Source organism: Flavobacterium xinjiangense (assembly GCF_900142885.1).
GTDB classification, from domain to species: domain Bacteria; phylum Bacteroidota; class Bacteroidia; order Flavobacteriales; family Flavobacteriaceae; genus Flavobacterium; species Flavobacterium xinjiangense.
In genome coordinates this window covers 31,288-54,001 of sequence record NZ_FRCL01000018.1, presented here as the reverse complement: position 1 = coordinate 54,001, position 22,714 = coordinate 31,288, and the positions used below count along the sequence as shown (strand labels likewise).

Below are 22,714 nucleotides of genomic sequence, written 5' to 3'. Positions count from 1 at the left end.
GTTTGTAAAGCAGTATCCGCTGAGGTTCTTGCTGCAGTTTCTGAAGTCAGATCTGAAGTCAAAATACCTTCAGCTGTTGTAGCTCTTGAAATTTCAAATTGTAAAGCTGTATTACTATTTGAAATAGTAGTGTCAAAATAGGTTTTAACTGCTTTAACTGTAGGGTATTTTGTACTAGAATCACCGTCAACATTAACATCTGAACTTTTATTAGATGCAATTTCTTTACTGTCTAGTACTGTTTTAGTCGCCAAACTGACAGGTTTATTTAAATCACTTGTGTTATCGATATTTTGAAAACCTAGGTTCTTTTTTGCCTCAAGAAGCGTTGTTGCGTTAGTTCCTCCGTTTTCAATAGAAACAACTCCGGTAACATTAGCAGCATTTGTTGCAGAATAAGCAAAAGGAACATAAGTAAAAGGTTGATTACTGATTTCCGTAAATGCTGAGCAACTTCCTGAAGTACTAATACCTACTACCAGACTTTTTTTCATAGAATCCCATGAAATTGTTTCAAAAGAAGTAGCATAACCATCCGTTTGTGATCCGGTACCGATGATTAAATTAACCATGCCATATTGATCAGTTTTAGTTTGAATAACTTCCTGATATTCTAATTTTGAAAACTCATCATAGAATTTAAACAAGAGGCAAACATCTTTATCAACTAACGGAGAATTTGAATTATTAGAATTAGTTGTTTGTCCTACATTTGGATTTAAAATCACGGCTTGATAGGTAATACCATTTGTTTGAGCAAAAGTTTTAGAGGCTAAAAAAAATAGGAAGAGTAAAATTATTTTTTTCATAATTAAAATTAATTATTGTTAAAAGGAAGGTCGGGATAAAATTGAGTTTGGATAATAACTTTTGTTACATCTTTAAAAAATCAAAAAACATAAAAAAATGCGATACTACATCTATAATTTTATAAATATTAATGAAGTATACCTTGAAAAATTATTTCTGACTGGATTAATTTTATTTAGAGTAGTAATCAAAATAGAAAGTGGAAAGTAATTTTTTATCATAGTTTGATGATTTTAGTGTAATAATTAAAGCTAAGCGCATTTAACCGAACAAGATATTCTGAACTTGGAAGTGATGGTAAATCAATCGTCAAAATATTGTTGCTGGGTTTTATCTTTTGGTCAAAAATCAAATGTCCGCTTAAGTCAAAAACATTTACATTCATTAGTCCCGTAATTGGTTTTGATAATTCAAAATTAACAGTACTAATAAAAGGATTGGGATATGTCGTTATTTTGATATCCTCAGCTGCATTAGATGAAATATATTTTCCCCACATACTTTGTTGAAATCCCTGCATTATTACATAATTGCTACTGGAAGTTCCAATAAGGGATTGTTGTCCAATAGTCTGCGTTATCACTGAACCAGCAGGCATTACTTTTGATATGCCTTGTGAAGAAAGCATTTGGTGATGCAAAACTTGCCCATGAAAAGTTATAGTAAAAAATATAAGTAAATACCTCATAAAAATAAATTTTAAGCAATTTAACCTATAATTATTACCGTTTATCGATAAAATTTTAAACACATAAAAAAAAGCTTAATCAGTAACAACTTTTCAGTTTTTAGTAACAGAAAAGAGTGTCAAAAAGCAATAAAAGAAGATTAGTTTAAGAATATAATACATACTTAAATCTTTTTTTAAATAGGATTACAAAAAAATATATATTTCAAATTAATTAGATATTAAAAATTTAATTCTATATTTTTAATGCATCATATTAAAAAATTAAAATGCTGACAAATTTACTTTTCATCATTACTGGACTTATAGGTTTATTAACCCTTATTTTAATATTTACAAATTATAAATCAAATAGGATTATGAATTTTTATATAATTCTATTAATCTTTATAATGTCTTTACGTTTCTTTTTAAATGGGTTTACCTATTTTACAACTGATTTCTCTCTTAAAAACATCTATTTTACATATTCCAATTTTTCATCGGTTGTAATCCCACTGTGTTATTTGTACTTTAAAAATTTATTTGCAAGTGAAAAAGCATTTAAAACTAAAGAACTATATCATTTTATATTCCCTTTGTCACTTACTATATTAGGAATTGTTCTTAATTATTTGAATTTCACAATACCGAACTTAAAACTTTTTTTGTACGTCATTTTTGTTGCGTTCATTTTATACTATAATATATTATCCTTTAGGATTATAAATACTAATATTTGGTCAAAAAAGAGTTCGATAAAAACAATTATGAATGATAACAAAGCCATTAATAGTTGGGCTTCATTTTTATTTATTGCTCTAGTATTAATATCCATTAGACTTACTGCTGCTCTTTTTATAGAAATTTATTACAACCAGAATATGAAGGGGTATAATTACCAATGGATAGCTGCTTTTATCTGGTTACTGATTTTAATTAAAATATTAATTTCTCCAGAAATACTTTACGGTTATAATGCCTTGAACAAAAAATTAAATGAAAATAAAAATACTGATTTAATACTAAAAACAATCTGGATTACACCCAATACTACCAAAGTAAATAATATTCAACACGAGGCTTTAAAAGAAAAAATAGAGGAAAATCTAATAAATTACATCAAAAAAATTGAAAAAGTATCGCTTGAATACGAACTCTTCAGAAATTCAAAAATGACTCTTACTGATTTAGCGAGCAAGCTAAATATACCAAAAAGTCATATTTCTTATCTATTTAAATACCACTCGACTATTTCCTTTTCTGAATACAAAAAATTAATCCGAATCCATGATGCAATCAAGCATATCGAATCAAATTATCTGAAAAACAACACATTAGATTCGCTATCTAAAAAGGTTGGATTTACTTCCTATAATCCTTTTTTTACTAGTTTCAAAGAAATTTCGGGTGTTTCGCCTTTAGAATATTTAAAAATGGCAAAAGTTAAATTTGACGAAAAAAAAAAGGTTCAGCCGCAAAACTGAACCTTTTTTTATGGAAATAATTCAATCACTATTTCTTATAATATTTTCTATATTTTGGATAGGAAATAGCTCCAAATAATGCAATTGCTCCTAAAGAAATCCAAATCCAACTCAATGATTTAGCCTCACCACTTGCATAGGAATGTAAACCAACCAAGTGAAAATTTACACCATAATAAGTAAATAAAATAGATACGAAAGCAAACATACTCATCAGGTTAAAAAACCATTTCCCTCTTAAAGATGGCACAAAACGAGCGTGAATCACAAAAGCATAAACCATTATACTGATTAAAGCCCAAGTTTCTTTTGGATCCCAACCCCAATAACGTCCCCAACTTTCGTTAGCCCATTGTCCACCAAGGAAGTTTCCAATGGTTAGCATTATTAAACCTATGGTCAGTGCCATTTCATTGATATATGTAATTTCCTGAATATTCAAATCCATTTTGGCCTTGTTTTTTTCGTTGGTAAACAATATCAGTAATAGAGAAACAGCTCCCAAAATCATTCCTAACGCAAACGGTCCGTAACTTGCAACAATAACAGCGACGTGAATCATCAACCAATACGAATTAAGAACGGGCTGTAAATTAGCAATCTCAGGATCAATCCAGTTCATGAATGCCGCAAACAAAATCATTGAAGTAACAAATGCAGATGCAGCAACCGTAAGTTTTGATTTTCTGTCAAAAGCCAAACCAAAGAACATAGTTGCCCAAGCCACATAAATAATCGATTCATACGCATTACTCCAAGGTGCATGACCAGATATAAACCAACGCGCAATTAATCCAATGGTGTGTAAACCAAATAATATTCCAATAATTACATGGAAAGAGTTAATTGCGATACGTAATAATTTTTTCTCAAAAATAATATTAAGTATTGTAAAGATTAGCATTAAGCAACCTATAGTAAAATAAGCCATGAAAAGATTCTTGAAAATATCGGATTTATTATACAAGATTTCCAATGAAATTTTATCTTCACTCGGTCTTACTTTAGCTCCAAATTTTTTCTGAAAACCATTTATGCTTTCTAATAATTCGTTAGCTGTCTTATAATTTTTAGTATCAGCTGCATTAGTTAAAGTCCCAAAATACAATGGCAATACACTTTTAGTATAAGTCGAATCCATTCCTTTCATCCCCGATTCATTCAACTCTAAATAAGAAATCCATTTATTATTTGCATCGTTCGGAATAGGGAAAATCTTTAATATTCTTCCGCTTAGAGCCGATTCCATCAGATTTACTTTTTTATCAGTCTCGATAAAGTCCTTTTCGAATTGATTCGGATTAGCATTTTTGAACGCATCATCCAAGTAAGGAGATAGTTTATAATTCCCTTTTTCATCAAAAAAGGATATAAATGGAGCATATTGTGCCTCTTTATCAACCCCAATTATTTTTCGAATGCTATCATTTCCTGCTTTGATATAAATTAAAGGAACTTCAATCCATAGTTTGGCATATTGAGTCATCGACAATAATACCTGATCTGAATTCATTCCTTTATACGATTCCATATGGCTCACTTTTCTCAGCAATTCAGATGAAAAGGTATTAACCGGTTTCATTCTTCCTCCCGCATCTTGTATAATTAAACGCCCAAATTTTGCCGCATGATCTTCTGGAACTTTATATTTATTCAGTAATGAATCAATTTGTTTTTCGCTTGGAGTCTGATGTTGATGATTGTCATGACCTTGGGCAAAAGCATTAAAACTAAGCAGTAAGACTAAAATCGTAAGCAATTTAGCCTTCTTCGCTTTCACTACTTCGAGTTTTCGTTTCAAATCAGCAAAACGGGAATACTTGGTAAACATAATAGACATCATTGCAAAGAACAACATGAAGTAACCACTATAAGTAATTGCAGTTCCCCAAAAATCGTGATTGACTGATAACACTGTTCCTTTTTCATCAGGATCGAATGAAGATTGAAAAAATCGAAATTGTTTATAATCTAAAACATTATTCATAAAAATTTTGGCATCAAATGATTTGATTGAATCCTGAACAGTAACCTGGCTTTCAAAAGAAGAATAGCTTTTCTCCGTTCCTGGATATTTTTTGGCAATAAAATCATTCAGTTTTATCTTGAAAGGTAAGACATAAGCCTTACTTCCGTAAAATACAGTATACTCTATATTTCCAATTTTCACTGTTTTAGATTCTCCAATTTTACCTTTAGAACCTAATATCGTAACTTCTTTTTGCTGTCCATCCGCACTAACATTCAAGACTAAAGCGTCTTCATGATTCTTTTCCTTAAAATCATTTTTTGAATCATACCCAATCACTCCTTTTACTGCAGGATCTGGAAATACGAAGCGCATTTCGCCAATTGAATATAAAGAACGCATCATCAATGGTTGAGCAGCTCCAATCGTCACTTTACCCTGTAATTTATCAGCCATACGCATATAATTTCCTTCAAATGGTGTTTGTATGGTACTGGTATCACCGCTAATGTTTATATTTATTGCGCCGTCGGTATATTTATTCAATGAAAACAAGACATTATGAATATTTTGAATTTCACCTTCTTTTAGCAGGTGTTCATGACGTCCGCCATCGCCTGCCTCAACGATTTTAAAATACAATATACCCTTAGGATCTGGTTTGATAACTTCTTTTGCACCCAAAATAAAATTTTTATATTCGACTTTAAATTCAGTATCTGCAAATTTATCGGAAATAGAAAAATTATTATTGGTAACTGGCGAAAGCAATAATTGTTTTTCAAAAACTCTGCGTTTCATTTCGCCTTTGTACTCACCATCAACAAAAACGGTAAGAAACGTTTTATCTGAAAAAACTTGATTTTCCGCAGCGCCTTCACGAATAGGCATCATTCCTTCGTAACTAATATATCGAGTTACGAAAGCTCCCAAAAGAATAAAGACAAAAGCCAAATGGAGTAATAATGTGGCCCATTTTTCTTTCTTCAACAATTGATAACGCTTAATATTCCCTATGAAATTAATCATAAAAAACACCATTATGGCTTCAAACCACCAAGCGTTGTAAACCCAAATTTTAGCTGTATCAGTATTATATTTGCTTTCGATAAAAGTTCCGGCCCCCATTGCAATTGCAAATGATAAAAAAAGGATAGCCATTAATCGAGTTGAGAACAAAATAGAGAAGATTTTTTTAATCATTTGTAAGGTATTTCATTTCTTATAAAGTGCCACAAAAGTACTTAAAAATGTTGACTTCTATATTCGTACAATTGTTAATTTAATCCAAAATTAAGACTTTTTGTTTTCTGATAAAAAAATGACTCGACTACCTATTATACTTTGAAAACTAATGAAGAAACACTTAAAAAACACTTAATATTTTTTTCCTAATTTTGCCCTATGACTAAAGTAATAATTATTGGCTCTGGAAATGTCGCACAACATTTAATTGTTGCTTTTCAACATTCCCAAAACATGGGAACAGAAATCGACTTAATTCAAGTTTTTTCAAGACGAAAAGAAAGTGTCTCACATCTACTCGATTTAAATAAAATCACAGATAATTTAGAGACTTTGGAAGAAGCTGATTTGTATATCATTGCCGTTTCTGATGATGCAATTGCCGCTGTTTCATCGGAGCTTCCGTTCAAAAATCGCTTAGTGGTGCATACTTCCGGAAGTATATCACTAAATAATTTAGATGAAGATAACCGAAAAGGTGTTTTCTATCCCTTGCAGACATTTACCAAAAACAAAGAAGTTGATTTTAAAATCATCCCAATTTGCTTAGAAAGCGAAAATGCAACCGATTATCAACTATTAGAAAAAGTCGCAAAAATAATTTCTGATAAGGTTTTCGCTATTAATTCAGAGCAACGCAAAGCATTGCATGTTGCGGCTGTATTTGTCAATAATTTCACCAATCATTTGTATCAAATAGGGAATGAAATTTGTCAGGAAAATAAAGTTCCTTTCGAAATTCTGAAACCTTTAATTGCAGAAACCGCAGAAAAAATAATGGTACTTTCGCCAGAAGAAGCTCAAACCGGACCGGCAAAACGCAATGATAGCAGTACAATTGAAGCACATGAAGCTTTTATAACGGATCAAAACCATTTAAAAATTTATAAAACACTAACACAATCAATACAGCATAATGGCAAAAAGTTATAAAGAAATAATGAACGACATCACCACTTTTATTTTTGATGTCGATGGCGTACTAACCGATAGCTCGGTTTTTGTAACCAATGAAGGGGATATTCTGCGAACCATGAATATTCGCGATGGTTATGCTATGAAAGCAGCAGTCGAAAGCGGATATAACGTATGCATTATTTCAGGCGGAAGCAATGAAGGCGTTCGTATTAGACTAAGAAACCTTGGAATTACAGATATTCATTTAGGAACTCCAAATAAAGTAGAAACCTTTGATGAATATACAGACGTCTACAATATAAATCCAGAACACGTTTTGTATATGGGAGACGATATTCCTGATTATCATGTCATGAAATTAGTTGGCCTACCAACTTGTCCTCAAGACGCAAGTCCTGAAATTAAAGGGATTTGTAAATATATTTCGCATATAAACGGTGGAAAAGGAGCTGCTCGCGACGTAATCGAACAAGTCATGAAAGTGCAAGGAAAGTGGATGGAGCATTTTGACGGAAAACACGATTAGTAGCTGTTTTAAAATGTTGAATTATAAATTTTAAATGAAATAAATGTTTCCGTTTCTAAAACTAATACGTTACCAAAATTTACTGATGCTTGCATTTATGCAACTCGTTTTTAGATATGGTTTTTTTAAATTTCAAAATATCCCATTGTCGCTTGCTGATTGGCAATATGTGTTGCTAGTCGTATCTACCGTTTTACTTGCTGCAGGTGGCTATGTAATCAATAATATCGTTGACCAAAATACGGATAACGATAACAAACCGAAAGACGTCATTGTAGGCAAATTCATTTCGGAAGCAAAAGCGTACAATATATATGTTGCACTTAATTGTGTGGGTGTGGGAATTGGATTTTATTTATCAAATGTGATAATGAAACCTGGTTTTGCGTCTATTTTTATTTTGATAGCCGCAACACTTTATCTTTATGCTACAAGCTTGAAGCAAATGGTTCTTATTGGAAACATAATAGTTGCTTTAGTACTGGCTTTCAGCGTTGTTATAATAGGAATTTTTGATTTATATCCGGCCACCTATGAAGGAAATCAAGGACAAATGGCTGTGATTTTCTCCATTCTATTAGATTATGCTATTTTTACTTTCTTTCTCAATTTCATTAGAGAAATCGTTAAAGATTTAGAGGATGTAGATGGAGATTACAATCATGGAATAAATACTTTACCGGTAGCAATAGGAATTAGCCGAACCACTAAAATAGTTTTTGCTTTAAGTTTTATACCTGTAGTAGCAATCCTTTTTTATATATATAACTATTTGTTCCTGTTGATGTACACCACTATTTACTTCTTATTTTTTGTTGTGGGACCACTACTATATTTTACAATCAAAATTTGGAATGCAAAAACAAAAAAAGACTTTTCTCAATTGAGTTTGTTACTGAAATGGATATTGTTTTTCGGAATTTTATCTATTGTTGTAATCACTATTAATATGAAATACAATGCTTAAAAATAAATTAAAAAAATACAAGCTTATTCTTGCCTCCGGTTCTCCAAGACGTCAACAATTCTTTAAAGATCTGGATTTAGATTTTGAAATCAGATTAAAAGAAATCGAAGAAGTCTATCCTCCGGAATTAAAGGCAGCAGCAATTACAGATTATTTGGCTGAACTCAAAGCAAGCGCGTTTGAAAACGAATTGCAACCCCATGAAATCCTTATAACAAGCGATACGATAGTTTGGCACAACAATAAAGCTTTGGGCAAGCCAAAAGATGCAGCAGATGCATTTGCTATTCTAAAATCTTTGTCGAATGCCACTCACGATGTGATCACCTCTGTTTGTTTTAAAACTGTTTCAGCAACAACGGTACTAAATGAACTGACTAAAGTTACTTTTAACGAATTGAGTGATGAAGCCATTTCCTATTATATCGAAAATTATAAACCGTTTGATAAAGCGGGAGCTTATGGGATTCAAGAATGGATAGGTTTTATTGGTGTTTCAAAAATTGAAGGTTCTTACGCAAATGTGATGGGAATGCCTACTGATAAAGTTTACGAATATTTGAATAAATTAGCCTAATTAATCATGGATATGAATCTGCTTTTCGATTATACAAAAGAACTAATTGGTACCGGAATATTATTAGTCGTATTTATTTCATTAAGAATTATAACAACCAAATTAGTTAGGCGCTATGCTAAATCAAGTCATACTCTCGAACATCGAACTAATTTAGTCATCAAATACATTCATCTATTTATTAATATTTTAGCGTTCATCGCTTTAGTTTTAATTTGGGGAGTCCAGACCAAAGATATATTTATTGCTCTTTCCTCTATTACAACAGTTGTAGGCGTGGCCATGTTTGCGCAATGGTCTATTTTGAGTAATATTACCTCTGGTATTATTTTGTTCTTTTCATTTCCGTTTAAAATTGGTGATGTAATACGTATTCATGATAAAGATTTCCCTTTTGAAGGTGAGATTGAAGATATTGGGGCTTTTCATGTGTACTTAAAAACCCATGATGGAGAAAAGGTTATCTATCCAAACAATTTACTTTTACAAAAAGGAATTTCAATAATGAAAAACCATTTTGATGATAAGGAATTTATAGATTAATTGTAATTTTATATAAATATATTATTGTAGTTGCAGTTATAAATTTTTACCGTTTATGTGTAAATTATATAACAATTTAAAAAAAATCTATAAACTTAAAAGTTTTTATTACCTCATATTTGCTTGTTAAATTTTAAATTATATCTTGTTACAGTTTAATACGATATAAATACAACTAAAAATATGAATGACACTATAAAACTTCCATTCTACGCAAAAATCACTCTGATTTTATTGAGTCTGATTAGCTTTGGCTATATTTTTTATATCGGTCAGGAAATCTTAATTCCAATTCTGTTGTCTTTTATATTTGCCATATTATTACGACCAATTGCGCATTTTATAAGACACAAGCTTCGTTTTCCACATGTTATTGCAGTCATGATTACTGTTTTGCTATTTATTTTATTTTTCATTGGACTTTTTGCATTTCTATCAATTCAGATTAGTGAGATGGCTAATGATTTTAATAAAATCGAAAGAAATTTCACTATTCACATGCAAAATATGCAGCAATATATCAGGGACCATTTTAATATAAGTTCAAGAGAACAAAAAGAATATCTTGACACAGCTACTGAGGATTCAATGAAAAAAGGAAAAGAAATGATAGGAACGACTTTGATGTCTTTTACGGATACACTCCTAAACCTTATTTTGATTCCCATTTATACTTTTTTAATCCTTTTGTACAGAACACATTTCATGTTGTTTTTTTCTAAATTGATAAAAAAAGAATACCATCCCAAATTACAGGATATATTGTCTCAGATAAAAGTAGCTGTAAAAAGTTATATCGTTGGTTTAATAATAGAAATGATTTTGGTTTCTGTATTAACTACAGTTGGTTTCATGATAATAGGTGTTAAATATGCTGTTTTATTGGGAATTGTCACCGGACTTCTAAATTTAATACCTTACGTCGGAATATTGTTCGCAGGTGGTTTAAGTATTGTAGCGTCGCTAACTGGCACTCCTGATTTATCGATAATTATTGGTGTTATTGTAGTCAACATAATTGTACAGTTGATTGATAATAATGTTTTAGTGCCATTAGTTGTAAGTTCAAAAGTCCAAATAAATGCATTTGTTTCGATTGTTGGAATTATAATAGGCGGTGCAATCTGTGGGATTTCTGGAATGTTTTTGGCTATTCCGATTATAGCCATTCTTAAAGTAATTTTCGACAGAATAGAATCGTTAGAACCTTGGGGCTATTTAATGGGCGATGATTTACCAAAAACTTATACTTGGCGAAATATCAAATTACCACTTTTTGATTCAGAAACATCGGCAAAGAAAATCATAATCAAAACGGATATTATTGTTCCCATGTTTACGGAAACTACTACTGAAACGGAGATAAACCGAATTAATGATGATAATTTAGAAGCACAAAATCAAAATAATTAGACCTATTCAAAGTTTTTTTAGATGCTAAAAAGCCAAAAAATCATATTATTCCTTTTATTACTCTGCTACTCTCAAGTCTCTTTTTCGCAAGTCGATAAACAAAAAAAAGATTCTTCTGAAGTATATAAAAACATTCAAACCTATTCTAAAAAAAATAAATTCACCAAATTAGTTCATAAACTAGTTTTTAGACCTGTTAATTTAAAAACTGCAAAGAAGAAAGTCATACAGAAAAGATACCCCAATTTTGAAGGTAAAATAATTAGAAAAATCAACATTTTCACCCTTGATCCATTTGGATATTCAGAAATTGATTCTACCAAAAAACCAAAAAACTGGGCAGAAAGGGAAGGAAACAGAATACATATTAAAACCAACAGACTTGCTATTCTGAATCTATTACTTATTAAGAAGAATAGGCCATTAGATTCTCTACTAGTTAGGGAATCCGAGCGTTTAATCAGAACTCAAAGATATGTTAACAGAGTTAGCATTACCGCTGACAAAATCGAAAACAATCCTGATTCAGTCGATGTCTTCGTGCGGGTATTAGATTCGTGGAGCATGATTCCAAAAGGTTCTATTTCAAGTTCCAGGGCTACTTTCGATTTGAATGAACGCAATTTTCTTGGTTCAGGTCATGAATTTAATAATAAATTTAGAAATCGATTCAGTGATGGAAAAATTGCTTACAGTTTGGCATATAGTATTCCAAACATTAAAAACACTTTTATAAAAACGACCGTTAGATATTATATTGATCTAGATAATTATTACGGTAAAAGCGTAAATATTGAACGCCCTTTTTATTCCCCTTTGACAAAATGGGCCGGTGGAATTTATGTTGACCAACAATTTCGAAAAGATTCATTGCAAGATTCTAATTTGATTTATGCCAAGCAAAATTTCAAATACAACTCACAAGATCTTTGGATTGGTCGCGCATTTAAAATTTTTGCTGGAAATACTGAAAGCGACAGAACCACAAATCTTATTCTTTCAGGTCGGATTTTAAATGTGAAATATACTGAAAGTCCAACTATTGAATATGACCCAACAGATTTCTATTCAGGAGAAAAGTTTATTCTTTCTGGAATTGGTATCACATCACGAAAATTCGTAGAAGATAAATACATTTTTAAAAACGGAATTATAGAAGATGTTCCCATTGGAAAAATATTTGGAGTAACCGGTGGGTATCAATATAAAAATAGCCATGGCCGCTATTATTTGGGTGGTCAATTTTCTTTTGGGAATTTTTATAAGTGGGGATTTTTAAGTACTAATTTTGAATTAGGTACTTTCTTTGACAAAGCGACCACCTCCCAAACGGCATTTTCATTTCAGGCAAATTATTTTACTAATTTGATTGATCTGGGAAGATGGAAAATAAGACAGTTTATTAAACCGCAAGTCTTACTGGGCGTAAACCGTATAAATTCTTTGGGTGATCAACTAAGCATTAATGAAAATTACGGGATTAATGGTTTTAGCAGTGCATATTATGGTACAAAAAAACTAATATTGACTTTACAGACCCAAGCTTACTCACCATGGGATCTTTGGGGATTTAGATTGAATCCCTATTTTAATTATTCAATTGCAATGCTAGGAAATGCTGAAAAAGGGTTAAGTAATAGTAAAGCCTATTCAAAAATTAGTGTTGGATTTATTATAAATAATGACTTCTTAGTTTTCAGTTCGTTCCAATTATCACTTTCCTACTATCCTTCAATTCCAAATATTGGAGAAAATGTTTTTAAAACTAATTCTTTTGAAACTACTGATTTTGGCTTTCAAGACTTTGAACTAGCTAAGCCACGCACCGTAATTTTTAAATAGCCTTAAATTATCTACTATTAAAGCACTTCATTTTATAAAGTGTGAATTATGTAATTATATAATAAAATTTTGTAAATTTATCTTACATATTATTTTATATCTTTACATTATTAAAATAATTTTAACTAAAAACCTTAAAAAAAATGAAAAAAATCACTTTTTATTTAATGATGATGGTATTATCATTAAGTGCGTTCCCAACCACAATTTTGGCTGCTGAAAAAGCACCAGTTACAATAACTAATACTACAAAAGAAGTACCTGCAGAAGTAAAAGTTTTGCTAAATCGCCTAGATGAAATTAAAGCAATGGATAAGTCTTCATTGAATTCTTCTGAGAAAAAACAACTTCGTAAAGAAGTTCGCGCTATCAAATCTGAGTTAAGATCAACTGGAAATGGAGTATATTTTTCTGTTGGTGCAATTATCATTATCATCCTTTTATTGATTCTTTTATTATAACAGATCTTGAATATATAAATTTAAGAGAAGTTTCAAAGCTTCTCTTTTTTTTTTAAAAGAACATCCCAATTTTGTGTAAACTAAAGTTTTATGGCATAATTATTGGCTCTGTAAGAAATATTAGCTTTTAGCTGATAGAAAAATGAATATTAATCAAATATATTATCAATGAAAACATTAAAATTAATCGCTTTAGGAATTATACTTTTTGCCTCAAGCACAATACACGCCCAAGTTTCAGTAAATGTAAATATCGGAACTCCTCCATTATGGGGTCCTGTTGGATACTCTAACGTAGATTACTACTATTTACCTGATGTTGAAGCTTATTATGACATTAGAGCCACACAATTTATTTACTTAAATGGAGGAACATGGACTCGCTCTAGATATTTGCCAGGACCATATAGAAATTATAATTTGTATAATGGATATAAAGTAGTACTAAACGATTACCACGGATCTAGACCATACAGTAACTTTAAAAGTCATAAAGTAAAATATTACAAAGGATATCACGGTAAACCACAAAAATCAATAGGTTCATACCGTAAAAATGATAAGAAATACGAAAATCATGGTGACAATGGTAACTACAACAATGGTCATAAAGAAGGAAAAGGTGATAAAGGCCATGGAAATGGAAAACACTAATTTATAATGTAAAAAAGTGGCAAAACATAAAAAAACTCCGTAATGGAGTTTTTTTTATTTAAAAATGATTTCTTTTTTTGAATTTATTCTAACAACACAAAAAGGGTTTGTAAAAACTTGTGTAACCATACCTCCTGGTTCAGGTATAGTTTCTTTTACAGTTATAATTATATTTTTATCAGTTTCGACAACATTTTCAATTCCTATTTTATAGCCCCCAGTAGTTTTTTCTCCCATATTTAAAACTACAAAATTTGCGATCTGTACATCGCTTGAACTAATTTTATTTTTTAAATTCTCATCGCTTTGGAGCATTTTAATCTCATTAGGCTCCGAAAGAATCTCAAAAAAACGAATACTTGCGCCACCATCATTTTGCTGAGTTAAAATTTCAAACAAAGGCCTTTTACCTGAAATTTTAGTAGTGGACGAACAGGAGACTAATACCGATGCGGTAAAAAAAAGCAGAGCAATTTTTTTCATTTTTTTTTAAATATAATTAAGAAAGAACCTTATACGTATTGCATTATGGCTTTTTGATATAAATCCTCATACAATGGCAAAATGTTTTTGATATCAAATTTCTTCGCAATATCTAAAGCATTTTCTTTGAATTTTTTTAGAGTTTCATCATCTTTAAGAATTTTCAAAGCATTCTCTGCCATTTCATCTGTGTTACCCACATCACTTAAATAACCAGAAATTCCATCAAAATTCACTTCAGGTAAACCTCCAGAATTACTTGAAATTACAGGAACACTCCAAGCCATCGCTTCCAAGGCAGCTAAACCAAAACTTTCCGTCTCTGACGGCAACAAAAACAAATCCGTGTAACTTAGAATTTTATCAATTTCATTACTGTTCCCAAAAAAGATTACCTTGTCTGAAATACCTAATTCTTGGCATAAATATTCAGCTTTCTCCTTTTCTGGTCCATCCCCTACCATCATTAACTTAGCAGGAATTTCCTTTTGAATGTTGTAAAATATTTTTATAATATCGGGAATTCGTTTTACTTTTCTAAAATTACTAATATGGGTAATGATACGTTCATTTGCTTTTGCCATAACAGAACGATGACAGGCAATACTTGGGTCATTAACATTCTTATCCAATTCGATAAAATTTGGAATAACCTCAATTTCTTTTTTTATGTTAAATAACTTAAGAGTCTCGTCTTTCAAACTTTGGGAAACTGAAGTTACATAATCTGATTTATTGATACTAAAAGTTACTGCAGGCTTATAAAATGGGTGATTACCAACTAAAGTTATATCTGTTCCGTGTAGCGTTGTAACCATCGGAATGTTAATTCCTTCATCTTTTAGCATTTGTTTCGCCATATAACCTGCATATGCATGCGGGATGGCATAATGCACGTGAAGCAATTCGATTTTATATAACTTTACCATATCGACTAATTTGCTCGATAAAGCCAATTCATACGGTTGATAATGAAACAAAGGATATTCAGGCACATTAACTTCATGGTAATGCACATTAGGATTCAAAAGAGCCAGACGCACTGGTTGACTATATGTTATGAAATGAATTTCATGACCACGTCTAGCCAGTTCAAGACCTAGTTCTGTAGCGACAACTCCACTTCCTCCAAAGGTAGGATAACAAACTATTGCAATTTTCATGTATTTAATTTAATGAAACGAAATTAATAAAATTAGCTTGGAATTTTAGAGAAAGTTAAGTTAAAAACTCATTTTTTTAAAATTTCATTCGTTGAATTCTTACTGCATTCAAAATGGCCAATAAAGCGACACCAACATCTGCAAAAACGGCTTCCCACATCGTGGCTAATCCTCCTGCTCCCAAAATTAAAACTACGAGTTTAACAGAAAAAGCTAAAACAATATTTTGCCAAACTATTTGTTTTGTTTTTTTTCCAATATTTATTGCGGTAAAAATTTTCGTGGGCTGGTCGTTTTGAATCACTACATCTGCAGTTTCAATAGCTGCATCACTTCCTAAACCTCCCATTGCAATTCCAACATCTGCTAAAGCGATTACTGGTGCATCATTCACCCCATCACCAACAAATGCTATTTTTAAATGCTGTTCTTTTAGTTCTGACACTTTTTGAACTTTATCCTCAGGCAATAATTCCCCAAAAGCTTGGTCAATATTCAACTCCTTGGCGACAAGCGAAACTATCACTTGATTATCTCCTGAAAGCATAATAGTTTTAACATTTACGCTATGTAAATTCTGAATTGCTTCCTTTGCATCCTCTTTTGTTTCGTCAGCAATAATAAAATAGCCCATATATTTATTATTCAGAGCAACAACTATGATTGTAAATGGAATAGTATCAATTTCAGTGTCATAATCGATGTTGAATTTTTTCATCAATTTACTACTTCCTACTAAAATTTCTTTCCCGTCGACGAGTCCTTTTATTCCTAGACCTGCAATTTCTTCAACCTCAGTAGTTATAGTGTCTTTGGCAATATCCTTTGTATATTCAATTATGGCTGAACCAACGGGATGAGTTGATTTCGCTTCAATTGCGGCAGTATACTTTACTAAATCAACCTCCAAAATTCCAGTGGCGACCACTTTTTGAACTTTAAAAACCCCTTTGGTTAATGTTCCTGTTTTATCCATAACGACTACTTGAATAGAAGCTAAAATATCCAAAAAGGTAGAGCCTTTAATCAAAATCCCATTTTTGCTGGCGGCGCCAATTCCACCAAAATACCCTAACGGAATAGAAATTACTAATGCACAAGGACATGAAATTACTAGAAAAATTAAAGCGCGGTACAACCAATCTTTAAAAACATAGTTCTCCACAAATAAGAGCGGAATCAAACAAATTCCGATGGCCAGAAAAACAACTATTGGAGTATAATTTTTTGCGAATTTTCTAATAAATAATTCGGTTGTCGCTTTTTTAGCAGTGGCTTCCTGAACCATTTCCAGAATTCGGGATAACTTACTGTCCTTAAAATCAGTAGTAACTTGGACCTGGATAACTGCATTTAGATTAATCATTCCCGCAAGGACCATTTCTCCTTTTAATTTAGTGTCTGGTTTGCTTTCTCCAGTTAAGGCAGCTGTGTTAAAATTGGCAGACTCCGAAATTAGTTTTCCGTCCAAAGCCAATTTTTCACCTTGCTTTAATTGAATGATTTCTCCAATCTTAATATCTGAAGCTTTCTTTGAAATAGTGACTAATCCTTCAATTACGTTCGCAGAGTCCGGTCTTTGATCTAATAATGATTTGATGCTGGATTTGGCTCTTTTTACAGCTAACATTTGAAATAATTCCCCAATAGAATAAAATAACATTACAGCTACACCCTCAGCATATTGACCAATTCCAAAAGCACCAAGTGTTGCGATACACATTAGAAAAAATTCTGAAAAAACAGCGCCTTTGCGTATGCTTTCAAAAGCTTCTTTCAAGACAGGCAAACCTACCGGAATATAAGCAACACAAAACCATACAATCCTAACCCAACCGACAAACCAGGTTTGGGGAAAATAATTGTCTAATGCGATTGCCACTAATAGCAGTAGTAAGCTTATTATTGAAGGCAAGAACATTTTAAAAACAGTATCACTCCCATTTGAATGATCGTGGTCGTGATCATCATCAGCATGGTTTTCAGATTCATCGTGGGAACAACATCCCGCATCTTTGTTCATTTTAACAACTTTTTTTTCTTCTACTGCGCAACATTTGTCGTCAGGTAAAGTTTTATGTTGGAATGCCATTTTAGATTGTTTTGTATTTAATGAAAAACGAAAAATAAATAATAATAAGTAATGTAGTTATTCCAGTAATAAAAAATGTAGTATTCGCACCAAATTGATACCAAAGGAGTCCAGCAAAAGAACTAGCCAATAAGGCGCAAATACTTTGAAATCCAGAATAAGTTCCAATGGCAGTCGCCGTATCTTTTTTATCAGAAATATTACTGATCCATGCTTTTGAAATTCCTTCGGTTGAGGCCGCATACACACCGTAAATTAAAAATAATCCTCCAATAATATAACTATTTTTAGTAAATGCCATTCCAAAATAGACAATTGCAAATAGAAATAGTCCAAAAATAAACATTTTCTTCAATCCAATTTTATCAGCAAAAATTCCTAATGGAAATGCACAAAGAGCATAAACTAAATTATAAAAAATATAAATCTCTATTACCACAGTATCATTCAAGCCTGCTTGTTTTGCTTTTAAAAGTAAAAAAACATCGGAACTGTTGAATAAGGCAAATGCTAATAGTCCTATTACTAGTCTTCGATATTGTGCAGGACTTGTTTTCCAATAGCTAAGAAACGAGAAAAACGAAGTCTGTTTTACCTCCTTTGCTTGTATCTTAAATTTATCTTTAAGCAAAAAAGAAGCAAATACAGCTACTAAGCCTGGAATAAAAGCAACATAAAAAAGCGTTTTGTACTGTTGTGGATAAAAATGCAGATAAGCCAAAGCTATAACAGGTCCTAGAACGGCACCAAACGTATCCATTGATCTATGAAATCCAAATATCTTTCCTTTGGTTTCAACAGTTGCTTCATCAGATAAAATAGCATCTCTTGCCCCTGTGCGAATTCCTTTTCCGAAACGATCAATTGCTCTGGCAAAAAATATCCAAAGAGGAAAGACGAATACCGCCATCATGGGTTTTGAAATAGCACTTAAACCGTAGCCCAGACGCACAAACGGCACTCGTTTACCTGAATTATCAGATAACTTACCAAAATATCCTTTACTTAATCCAGCTAAAGCCTCGGCAAAGCCTTCTAAAACACCAATTAATACAATCGAGAACCCAATTGATTTAAGGTATATAGGCATTATTGGGTAAAGCATTTCGCTCGCTGTATCTGTAAACAGACTAACTAATGATAATATCCAGACCGTTTTTGAAATATAATTTAATCTTTTCATTTTGAATTATTTTTCGTTTTCATGGAACAGTACATGGTATAAATCGTTATTTTTCCCTTTTAGATCTTTTCTTATTAAGCCATTTATTAGCCTTATAGGTTAGGTACGCAGAGCCACTTCCTAAAACAGCACCTGCAATTACATCCGAAGGATAATGAACTCCTAAATGCAATCGTGAATATCCTACCGCACTTGCCCAAACAAAAGAAGGCGCAATTACATACCATTTAGGATATACCATACTTAGTGATGTTGCTGTCGAAAAAGCTGTCGATGTATGACCTGACGGAAATGAATAGCCAATTGCCGAAGTTGCCCTGTCAATATCAGAATACCTATTATATGGTCTTTCTCTTCGTACCGCTACTTTTAGAGCAGCTGTAATAAAACCATTCACTAAGAAAGTTTCTCCAATAAATATAGCGTGCTTTCTAACGGCGCTGTCTTTTTTTATAAATCCTACAGTATACATAATAATGGGAATCGCAGTGCTGACTTCCATAGTACTGTTACTAAGAACTTTGTAAGTGAAATCCAAGTTTTTATTCCTATTTACATTAATATCTCTTAAAATATCAATATCAATATTTTGAGCATTTACAATGCTTACACAAAAAATAAACAAGGTAAAAAAAACAGACTTTAGCAACTTACTCCTTTTTTTCATAGCAACTCCAAATATAACATTATACCAATTACAATTTTACTTTACTTAATAATTGCATCATAAATTATTTCCTGAATGTCTTCCCTGATATTTTCTTTAGAAAGTCTGTTTTCTGCCGCAATTGGAAAAGTTCTGTTCGATAAAAATATGTAAACTATTTCTGTATCAGGATCAGCCCAAGCCATCGTCCCGGTATAACCGGTATGTCCAAAACTTGTCATAGAAGCACATCCACAGGTAGGACCTTCAGCTCCTAATTGCGGTTTATCGAATCCAACTCCCCTTCTATTTCCCTCAGCACAAAAATAACAGGTATTAAAATCATTAAACGTTTTCTCAGAAAAATATTGGTGATTACCATAGCTCCCTTTTTGCAAGTACAATTGCATAATTTTAGCTACATCCATTGCATTTGAAAAAACACCGGCATGACCAGAAACTCCACCTTCTAATGCCGCCGATAAATCATTAACATAACCTTGCAAAAGTTGGCGACGGAAATAGGTATCTGTTTCTGTGGGCGGAATTCTGTTTTTATCAAATTTCGTTAAAGGATTGAAACTTGAATTATTCATACCTAGCGATCGGTAGAAATTCTCCTGAATTAAATCATCTAACTTTTTACCCGTTGTATTTTCTAAATAATCTTTAAGAATCATAAAAGTAAGATCACTGTATTTATATTCTTTTTTAACAGCTAATTTACTTTTAATAATCATTTTCATTATCGTGTCATGAAAATCATTTCTTATAAAAAGACTATCACCTAATTGTTTAGAAAACTGATCCTCTGAAACTTTTCTGAAATATTTTTCTGAAAAGTTTGATTTATCCATCGTTGACTTATAAAATGGAATTCCGGCTACAAGGCCTGCATAATGAGATAATAATTCTTTGAAGTGAATATTTTCTTTATTGGAATTTTTAAATATTGGAGACATCGTTCCTAATGTCGTTTCCATATTAATTTTTTCCTGATCATATTGTTGCATAACATTTGGCAAAGTAGCAAGAATCTTTGTTAATGAAGCTACATCATAAATATCTGAATCCAAAACCTTTAAATCTTTATTGTAGGTATGATATCCAAATGATTTTTGGTAAATTACTTTTCCTTTTCTAGCCACAAGTACTTGAATTCCAGGAGTCATTCTGGAATTTATAGCCTTTTGAGCTAAAGCATCAATTTTAGATAGTATTTCAGGGTTCATCCCCACATTTTCTGGAGCGGTAAATCCAAGACGGTTTAGTTTTTCGGTTGCTAAACCATCATTAACTTTAAAACTTGTGTTTATGGATACCGGTAATTTTCCTTTGGCTTCAATAGCTCCAAAAATCAATTCCGCAGAAACTTCTTGTGCGATAGTACTGTTTTGATAAGAAACAATTAAGCCTTCAATATCATCAAAATTTGCAATAGACAGTAAAGAATATGGTTTTGCAAAAATATCCAAAATAACATTATTATTTCGGGCTAAATAATTGATTTTAAATAGTTCGTCTGAATTTAAATCACCGTTTTTAAAAGCCACATCCGATTTATGATAACCAATAATTACGGTTGTAAATGGTTTCAATTTTACTTGTAAACTATCAAGATTTGTATCCGAAATAACTGTTATCTCTGCATACTTTTTTAATGTAGAAACAAAAGTATCGTTCTTGTCATCCCCCATTTTAACATAGGCTATTTTTTGACTTTCTAAGGTTTTAATTGGTAAAAGAGAAGCCTTATTTTTTAAAACAGTAAGCGCATTTTCATAAAGTTCATACTGTAAAGCATCATTTTTTGTTGAATTTAAATCTTTATATAAGTTAGCGATTGCAATAGGTTTATAGGAATTTAAACCGGCCTTGTACTTAAATTTTAGAATCTTCTTTACAGAAAAAGCTAATCTTTCCTCCGGAATTAAATTAGTAGAATAGGCCAATTTGAATTTATCAATAGCTGCAGGCACATTTTCTGGAAATAATAAAATATCATTCCCAGCCATAAAAGCTTCAAAATTTATTTCACTTGGAATATTAGAGTTACTTACTCCTTTCATATTTAAGGCATCCGTAAATATAAGCCCTTTGAAACCCAATTCTTTTTGAAGAATAGTAGTGACTACATTAAAGGAAATTGACGAAGGGTAATTTGGCCTTGGTTCTAAACTGGGAACATTTAAGTGCCCAACCATAACAGAAGAAAGTCCTTCGTGAAACATTTTTCTATATGGATAAAACTCCACCTCTTCCAATCTTTCTTTAGAGAAATTGATTGTTGGCAGTCCTTTATGGGAGTCCGTCTCCGTATCGCCATGTCCGGGAAAATGTTTCCCAGTGGAAAAAACACCTTGACTTTGGAAGCCTTTCATAAAAGCAATGGCATGTTCAGTAACCTTGTATTTATCTTCTCCAAAGGAACGAAAGCCAATTATAGGATTTCTTGGATTAGTGTTAATGTCAAGAACTGGTGCGAAATTAAATTGAATGCCTAGTCGCTTACTTTGTTCTCCCATTTGAACTCCCACTCTTTCTACCAATTTCATATCCTGGATGGCTCCAAGAGTCATATTCCAAGGATATCTGGAGGTAGAATCCAAACGCATATTTAAACCCCATTCCGCATCAGTACCAATAAATAATGGAAATTTTGACTTGGACTGAAAACGATTAGCCAAATTTGCTTGACGAACCGGACCACCTTGAAAGAAAATTAATCCTCCAATTTTGTTTTCAGTAATCAGTTTATCAATAGCATTAAAATGGACCGTATCTTTATTAGAATAAGCGGCAACCATAAATAACTGGCCTATTCTTTCGTCTAAATTCATTGCAGTGTAAACACTATCTACCCATTTAGTTCCTTTGGGAGATAACTCAAAAAGCGTAGGTGCATTTTTTAAATCATCATTTACAGAATTACCTGTTTTTGATGGAATATTGCTTAGAATTACTTTAGGCTTATTAATTTTTGTACCAACACAACTAGCGGCAACAAAAAGAAACAGGACATAAAATAAAACAATTCTGATGCCTATTTTTTTCATTGAACTATTTTG

General features: G+C 31.8%; 19 protein-coding genes. 10 read left to right on the top strand and 9 right to left on the bottom strand.

The genetic code is table 11. The features are described from left to right. Together BUC23_RS15990 and BUC23_RS15985 are read right to left on the bottom strand one after the other, a co-directional pair. The coding region (locus BUC23_RS15990; protein ID WP_073211296.1) for a hypothetical protein at positions 1-809 on the bottom strand (809 nt) is incomplete at its 3' end. 218 nt (positions 810-1,027) lie between these two features. Continuing rightward, a complete protein-coding gene (locus BUC23_RS15985; RefSeq protein WP_084538381.1) occupies positions 1,028-1,498 on the bottom strand; it encodes a T9SS type A sorting domain-containing protein in 471 nt (156 codons plus the stop codon). Between the two features lie 749 nt (positions 1,499-2,247). Here BUC23_RS15985 and BUC23_RS17565 point away from each other — a divergent pair. Beyond that, on the top strand, positions 2,248-2,964 hold the full coding sequence (locus BUC23_RS17565; RefSeq protein ID WP_167365597.1) for a helix-turn-helix domain-containing protein: 717 nt from the start codon (positions 2,248-2,250) through the stop codon (positions 2,962-2,964). 28 nt (positions 2,965-2,992) lie between these two features. Here the strand turns inward: BUC23_RS17565 and ccsA are convergent, their stop codons facing one another. Beyond that, positions 2,993-6,136: a cytochrome c biogenesis protein CcsA gene (ccsA, locus tag BUC23_RS15975; protein WP_073211290.1), complete on the bottom strand. Its 3,144-nt coding sequence runs from the start codon at positions 6,134-6,136 to the stop codon at positions 2,993-2,995. A gap of 201 nt (positions 6,137-6,337) precedes the next feature. On the opposite strand from ccsA, the gene BUC23_RS15970 reads away from it, so the two are divergent. The 9 genes from BUC23_RS15970 (at position 6,338) to BUC23_RS15930 (ending at position 14,079) form a co-directional block, all read left to right on the top strand. Beyond that, positions 6,338-7,111, top strand: a complete 774-nt coding sequence (locus BUC23_RS15970) for a Rossmann-like and DUF2520 domain-containing protein (RefSeq protein WP_073211287.1) — start codon at positions 6,338-6,340, stop codon at positions 7,109-7,111. Continuing rightward, positions 7,095-7,622 (top strand): KdsC family phosphatase, encoded by a 528-nt coding sequence (locus BUC23_RS15965; RefSeq protein WP_073211285.1) that lies wholly within the window; start codon positions 7,095-7,097, stop codon positions 7,620-7,622. The genes BUC23_RS15970 and BUC23_RS15965 overlap by 17 nt, the downstream gene beginning before the upstream one ends. 43 nt (positions 7,623-7,665) lie before the next feature. Continuing rightward, a complete protein-coding gene (locus BUC23_RS15960) occupies positions 7,666-8,589 on the top strand; it encodes a geranylgeranylglycerol-phosphate geranylgeranyltransferase (protein WP_073211282.1) in 924 nt (307 codons plus the stop codon). Further along, positions 8,582-9,166, top strand: a complete 585-nt coding sequence (locus tag BUC23_RS15955; protein WP_073211279.1) for a Maf-like protein — start codon at positions 8,582-8,584, stop codon at positions 9,164-9,166. The genes BUC23_RS15960 and BUC23_RS15955 overlap by 8 nt, the downstream gene beginning before the upstream one ends. Positions 9,167-9,178: 12 nt before the next feature. Next, a complete protein-coding gene (locus tag BUC23_RS15950; protein ID WP_073211318.1) occupies positions 9,179-9,709 on the top strand; it encodes a mechanosensitive ion channel family protein in 531 nt (176 codons plus the stop codon). Between the two features lie 183 nt (positions 9,710-9,892). After that, positions 9,893-11,122: an AI-2E family transporter gene (locus BUC23_RS15945; protein WP_073211276.1), complete on the top strand. Its 1,230-nt coding sequence runs from the start codon at positions 9,893-9,895 to the stop codon at positions 11,120-11,122. 21 nt (positions 11,123-11,143) lie between these two features. Continuing rightward, complete coding sequence (locus BUC23_RS15940) at positions 11,144-12,964, top strand: BamA/TamA family outer membrane protein (protein WP_073211273.1); 1,821 nt, start codon at positions 11,144-11,146, stop codon at positions 12,962-12,964. A 143-nt stretch (positions 12,965-13,107) separates the two neighbouring features. Further along, on the top strand, positions 13,108-13,425 hold the full coding sequence (locus tag BUC23_RS15935; RefSeq protein ID WP_073211271.1) for a hypothetical protein: 318 nt from the start codon (positions 13,108-13,110) through the stop codon (positions 13,423-13,425). A gap of 168 nt (positions 13,426-13,593) precedes the next feature. Further along, positions 13,594-14,079 (top strand): hypothetical protein, encoded by a 486-nt coding sequence (locus BUC23_RS15930; protein WP_073211268.1) that lies wholly within the window; start codon positions 13,594-13,596, stop codon positions 14,077-14,079. 54 nt (positions 14,080-14,133) lie between these two features. Here the strand turns inward: BUC23_RS15930 and BUC23_RS15925 are convergent, their stop codons facing one another. The 6 genes from BUC23_RS15925 to BUC23_RS15900 all read right to left on the bottom strand — a co-directional run bounded on the left by BUC23_RS15925 (position 14,134) and on the right by BUC23_RS15900 (position 22,702). Beyond that, a complete protein-coding gene (locus tag BUC23_RS15925; RefSeq protein WP_073211264.1) occupies positions 14,134-14,562 on the bottom strand; it encodes a protease complex subunit PrcB family protein in 429 nt (142 codons plus the stop codon). Between the two features lie 29 nt (positions 14,563-14,591). Next, on the bottom strand, positions 14,592-15,725 hold the full coding sequence (bshA, locus tag BUC23_RS15920; RefSeq protein WP_073211262.1) for an N-acetyl-alpha-D-glucosaminyl L-malate synthase BshA: 1,134 nt from the start codon (positions 15,723-15,725) through the stop codon (positions 14,592-14,594). A gap of 76 nt (positions 15,726-15,801) precedes the next feature. Beyond that, entirely contained in the window at positions 15,802-17,817 is a 2,016-nt protein-coding gene (locus BUC23_RS15915) for a heavy metal translocating P-type ATPase (RefSeq protein WP_073211259.1), read from the bottom strand. Between the two features lies 1 nt (position 17,818). Next, a complete protein-coding gene (locus BUC23_RS15910) occupies positions 17,819-19,000 on the bottom strand; it encodes an MFS transporter (RefSeq protein ID WP_073211256.1) in 1,182 nt (393 codons plus the stop codon). Between the two features lie 46 nt (positions 19,001-19,046). Then, positions 19,047-19,667, bottom strand: coding sequence for a phosphatase PAP2 family protein (locus BUC23_RS15905; RefSeq protein ID WP_084538379.1), 621 nt, complete (start codon positions 19,665-19,667; stop codon positions 19,047-19,049). 41 nt (positions 19,668-19,708) lie between these two features. Beyond that, positions 19,709-22,702 (bottom strand): serine hydrolase domain-containing protein, encoded by a 2,994-nt coding sequence (locus BUC23_RS15900; RefSeq protein ID WP_073211255.1) that lies wholly within the window; start codon positions 22,700-22,702, stop codon positions 19,709-19,711. Positions 22,703-22,714 lie beyond the last annotated feature (12 nt).

Excerpts from the sequence above, each read along its gene's own strand:
- BUC23_RS15970 (WP_073211287.1), top strand. The coding sequence starts at position 6,338 with ATGACTAAAGTAATAATTATTGGCTCTGGAAATGTCGCACAACATTTA.
- BUC23_RS15940 (WP_073211273.1), top strand. The coding sequence starts at position 11,144 with ATGCTAAAAAGCCAAAAAATCATATTATTCCTTTTATTACTCTGCTAC.
- BUC23_RS15955 (WP_073211279.1), top strand. The coding sequence starts at position 8,582 with ATGCTTAAAAATAAATTAAAAAAATACAAGCTTATTCTTGCCTCCGGT.
- BUC23_RS15965 (WP_073211285.1), top strand. The coding sequence starts at position 7,095 with ATGGCAAAAAGTTATAAAGAAATAATGAACGACATCACCACTTTTATT.
- ccsA (WP_073211290.1), bottom strand. The coding sequence starts at position 6,136 with ATGATTAAAAAAATCTTCTCTATTTTGTTCTCAACTCGATTAATGGCT.
- BUC23_RS15930 (WP_073211268.1), top strand. The coding sequence starts at position 13,594 with ATGAAAACATTAAAATTAATCGCTTTAGGAATTATACTTTTTGCCTCA.
- BUC23_RS15945 (WP_073211276.1), top strand. The coding sequence starts at position 9,893 with ATGAATGACACTATAAAACTTCCATTCTACGCAAAAATCACTCTGATT.
- bshA (WP_073211262.1), bottom strand. The coding sequence starts at position 15,725 with ATGAAAATTGCAATAGTTTGTTATCCTACCTTTGGAGGAAGTGGAGTT.
- BUC23_RS15935 (WP_073211271.1), top strand. The coding sequence starts at position 13,108 with ATGAAAAAAATCACTTTTTATTTAATGATGATGGTATTATCATTAAGT.
- BUC23_RS15905 (WP_084538379.1), bottom strand. The coding sequence starts at position 19,667 with ATGAAAAAAAGGAGTAAGTTGCTAAAGTCTGTTTTTTTTACCTTGTTT.
- BUC23_RS15900 (WP_073211255.1), bottom strand. The coding sequence starts at position 22,702 with ATGAAAAAAATAGGCATCAGAATTGTTTTATTTTATGTCCTGTTTCTT.
- BUC23_RS15915 (WP_073211259.1), bottom strand. The coding sequence starts at position 17,817 with ATGGCATTCCAACATAAAACTTTACCTGACGACAAATGTTGCGCAGTA.
- BUC23_RS15960 (WP_073211282.1), top strand. The coding sequence starts at position 7,666 with ATGTTTCCGTTTCTAAAACTAATACGTTACCAAAATTTACTGATGCTT.
- BUC23_RS15950 (WP_073211318.1), top strand. The coding sequence starts at position 9,179 with ATGAATCTGCTTTTCGATTATACAAAAGAACTAATTGGTACCGGAATA.
- BUC23_RS15985 (WP_084538381.1), bottom strand. The coding sequence starts at position 1,498 with ATGAGGTATTTACTTATATTTTTTACTATAACTTTTCATGGGCAAGTT.
- BUC23_RS15925 (WP_073211264.1), bottom strand. The coding sequence starts at position 14,562 with ATGAAAAAAATTGCTCTGCTTTTTTTTACCGCATCGGTATTAGTCTCC.
- BUC23_RS17565 (WP_167365597.1), top strand. The coding sequence starts at position 2,248 with ATGAATGATAACAAAGCCATTAATAGTTGGGCTTCATTTTTATTTATT.
- BUC23_RS15910 (WP_073211256.1), bottom strand. The coding sequence starts at position 19,000 with ATGAAAAGATTAAATTATATTTCAAAAACGGTCTGGATATTATCATTA.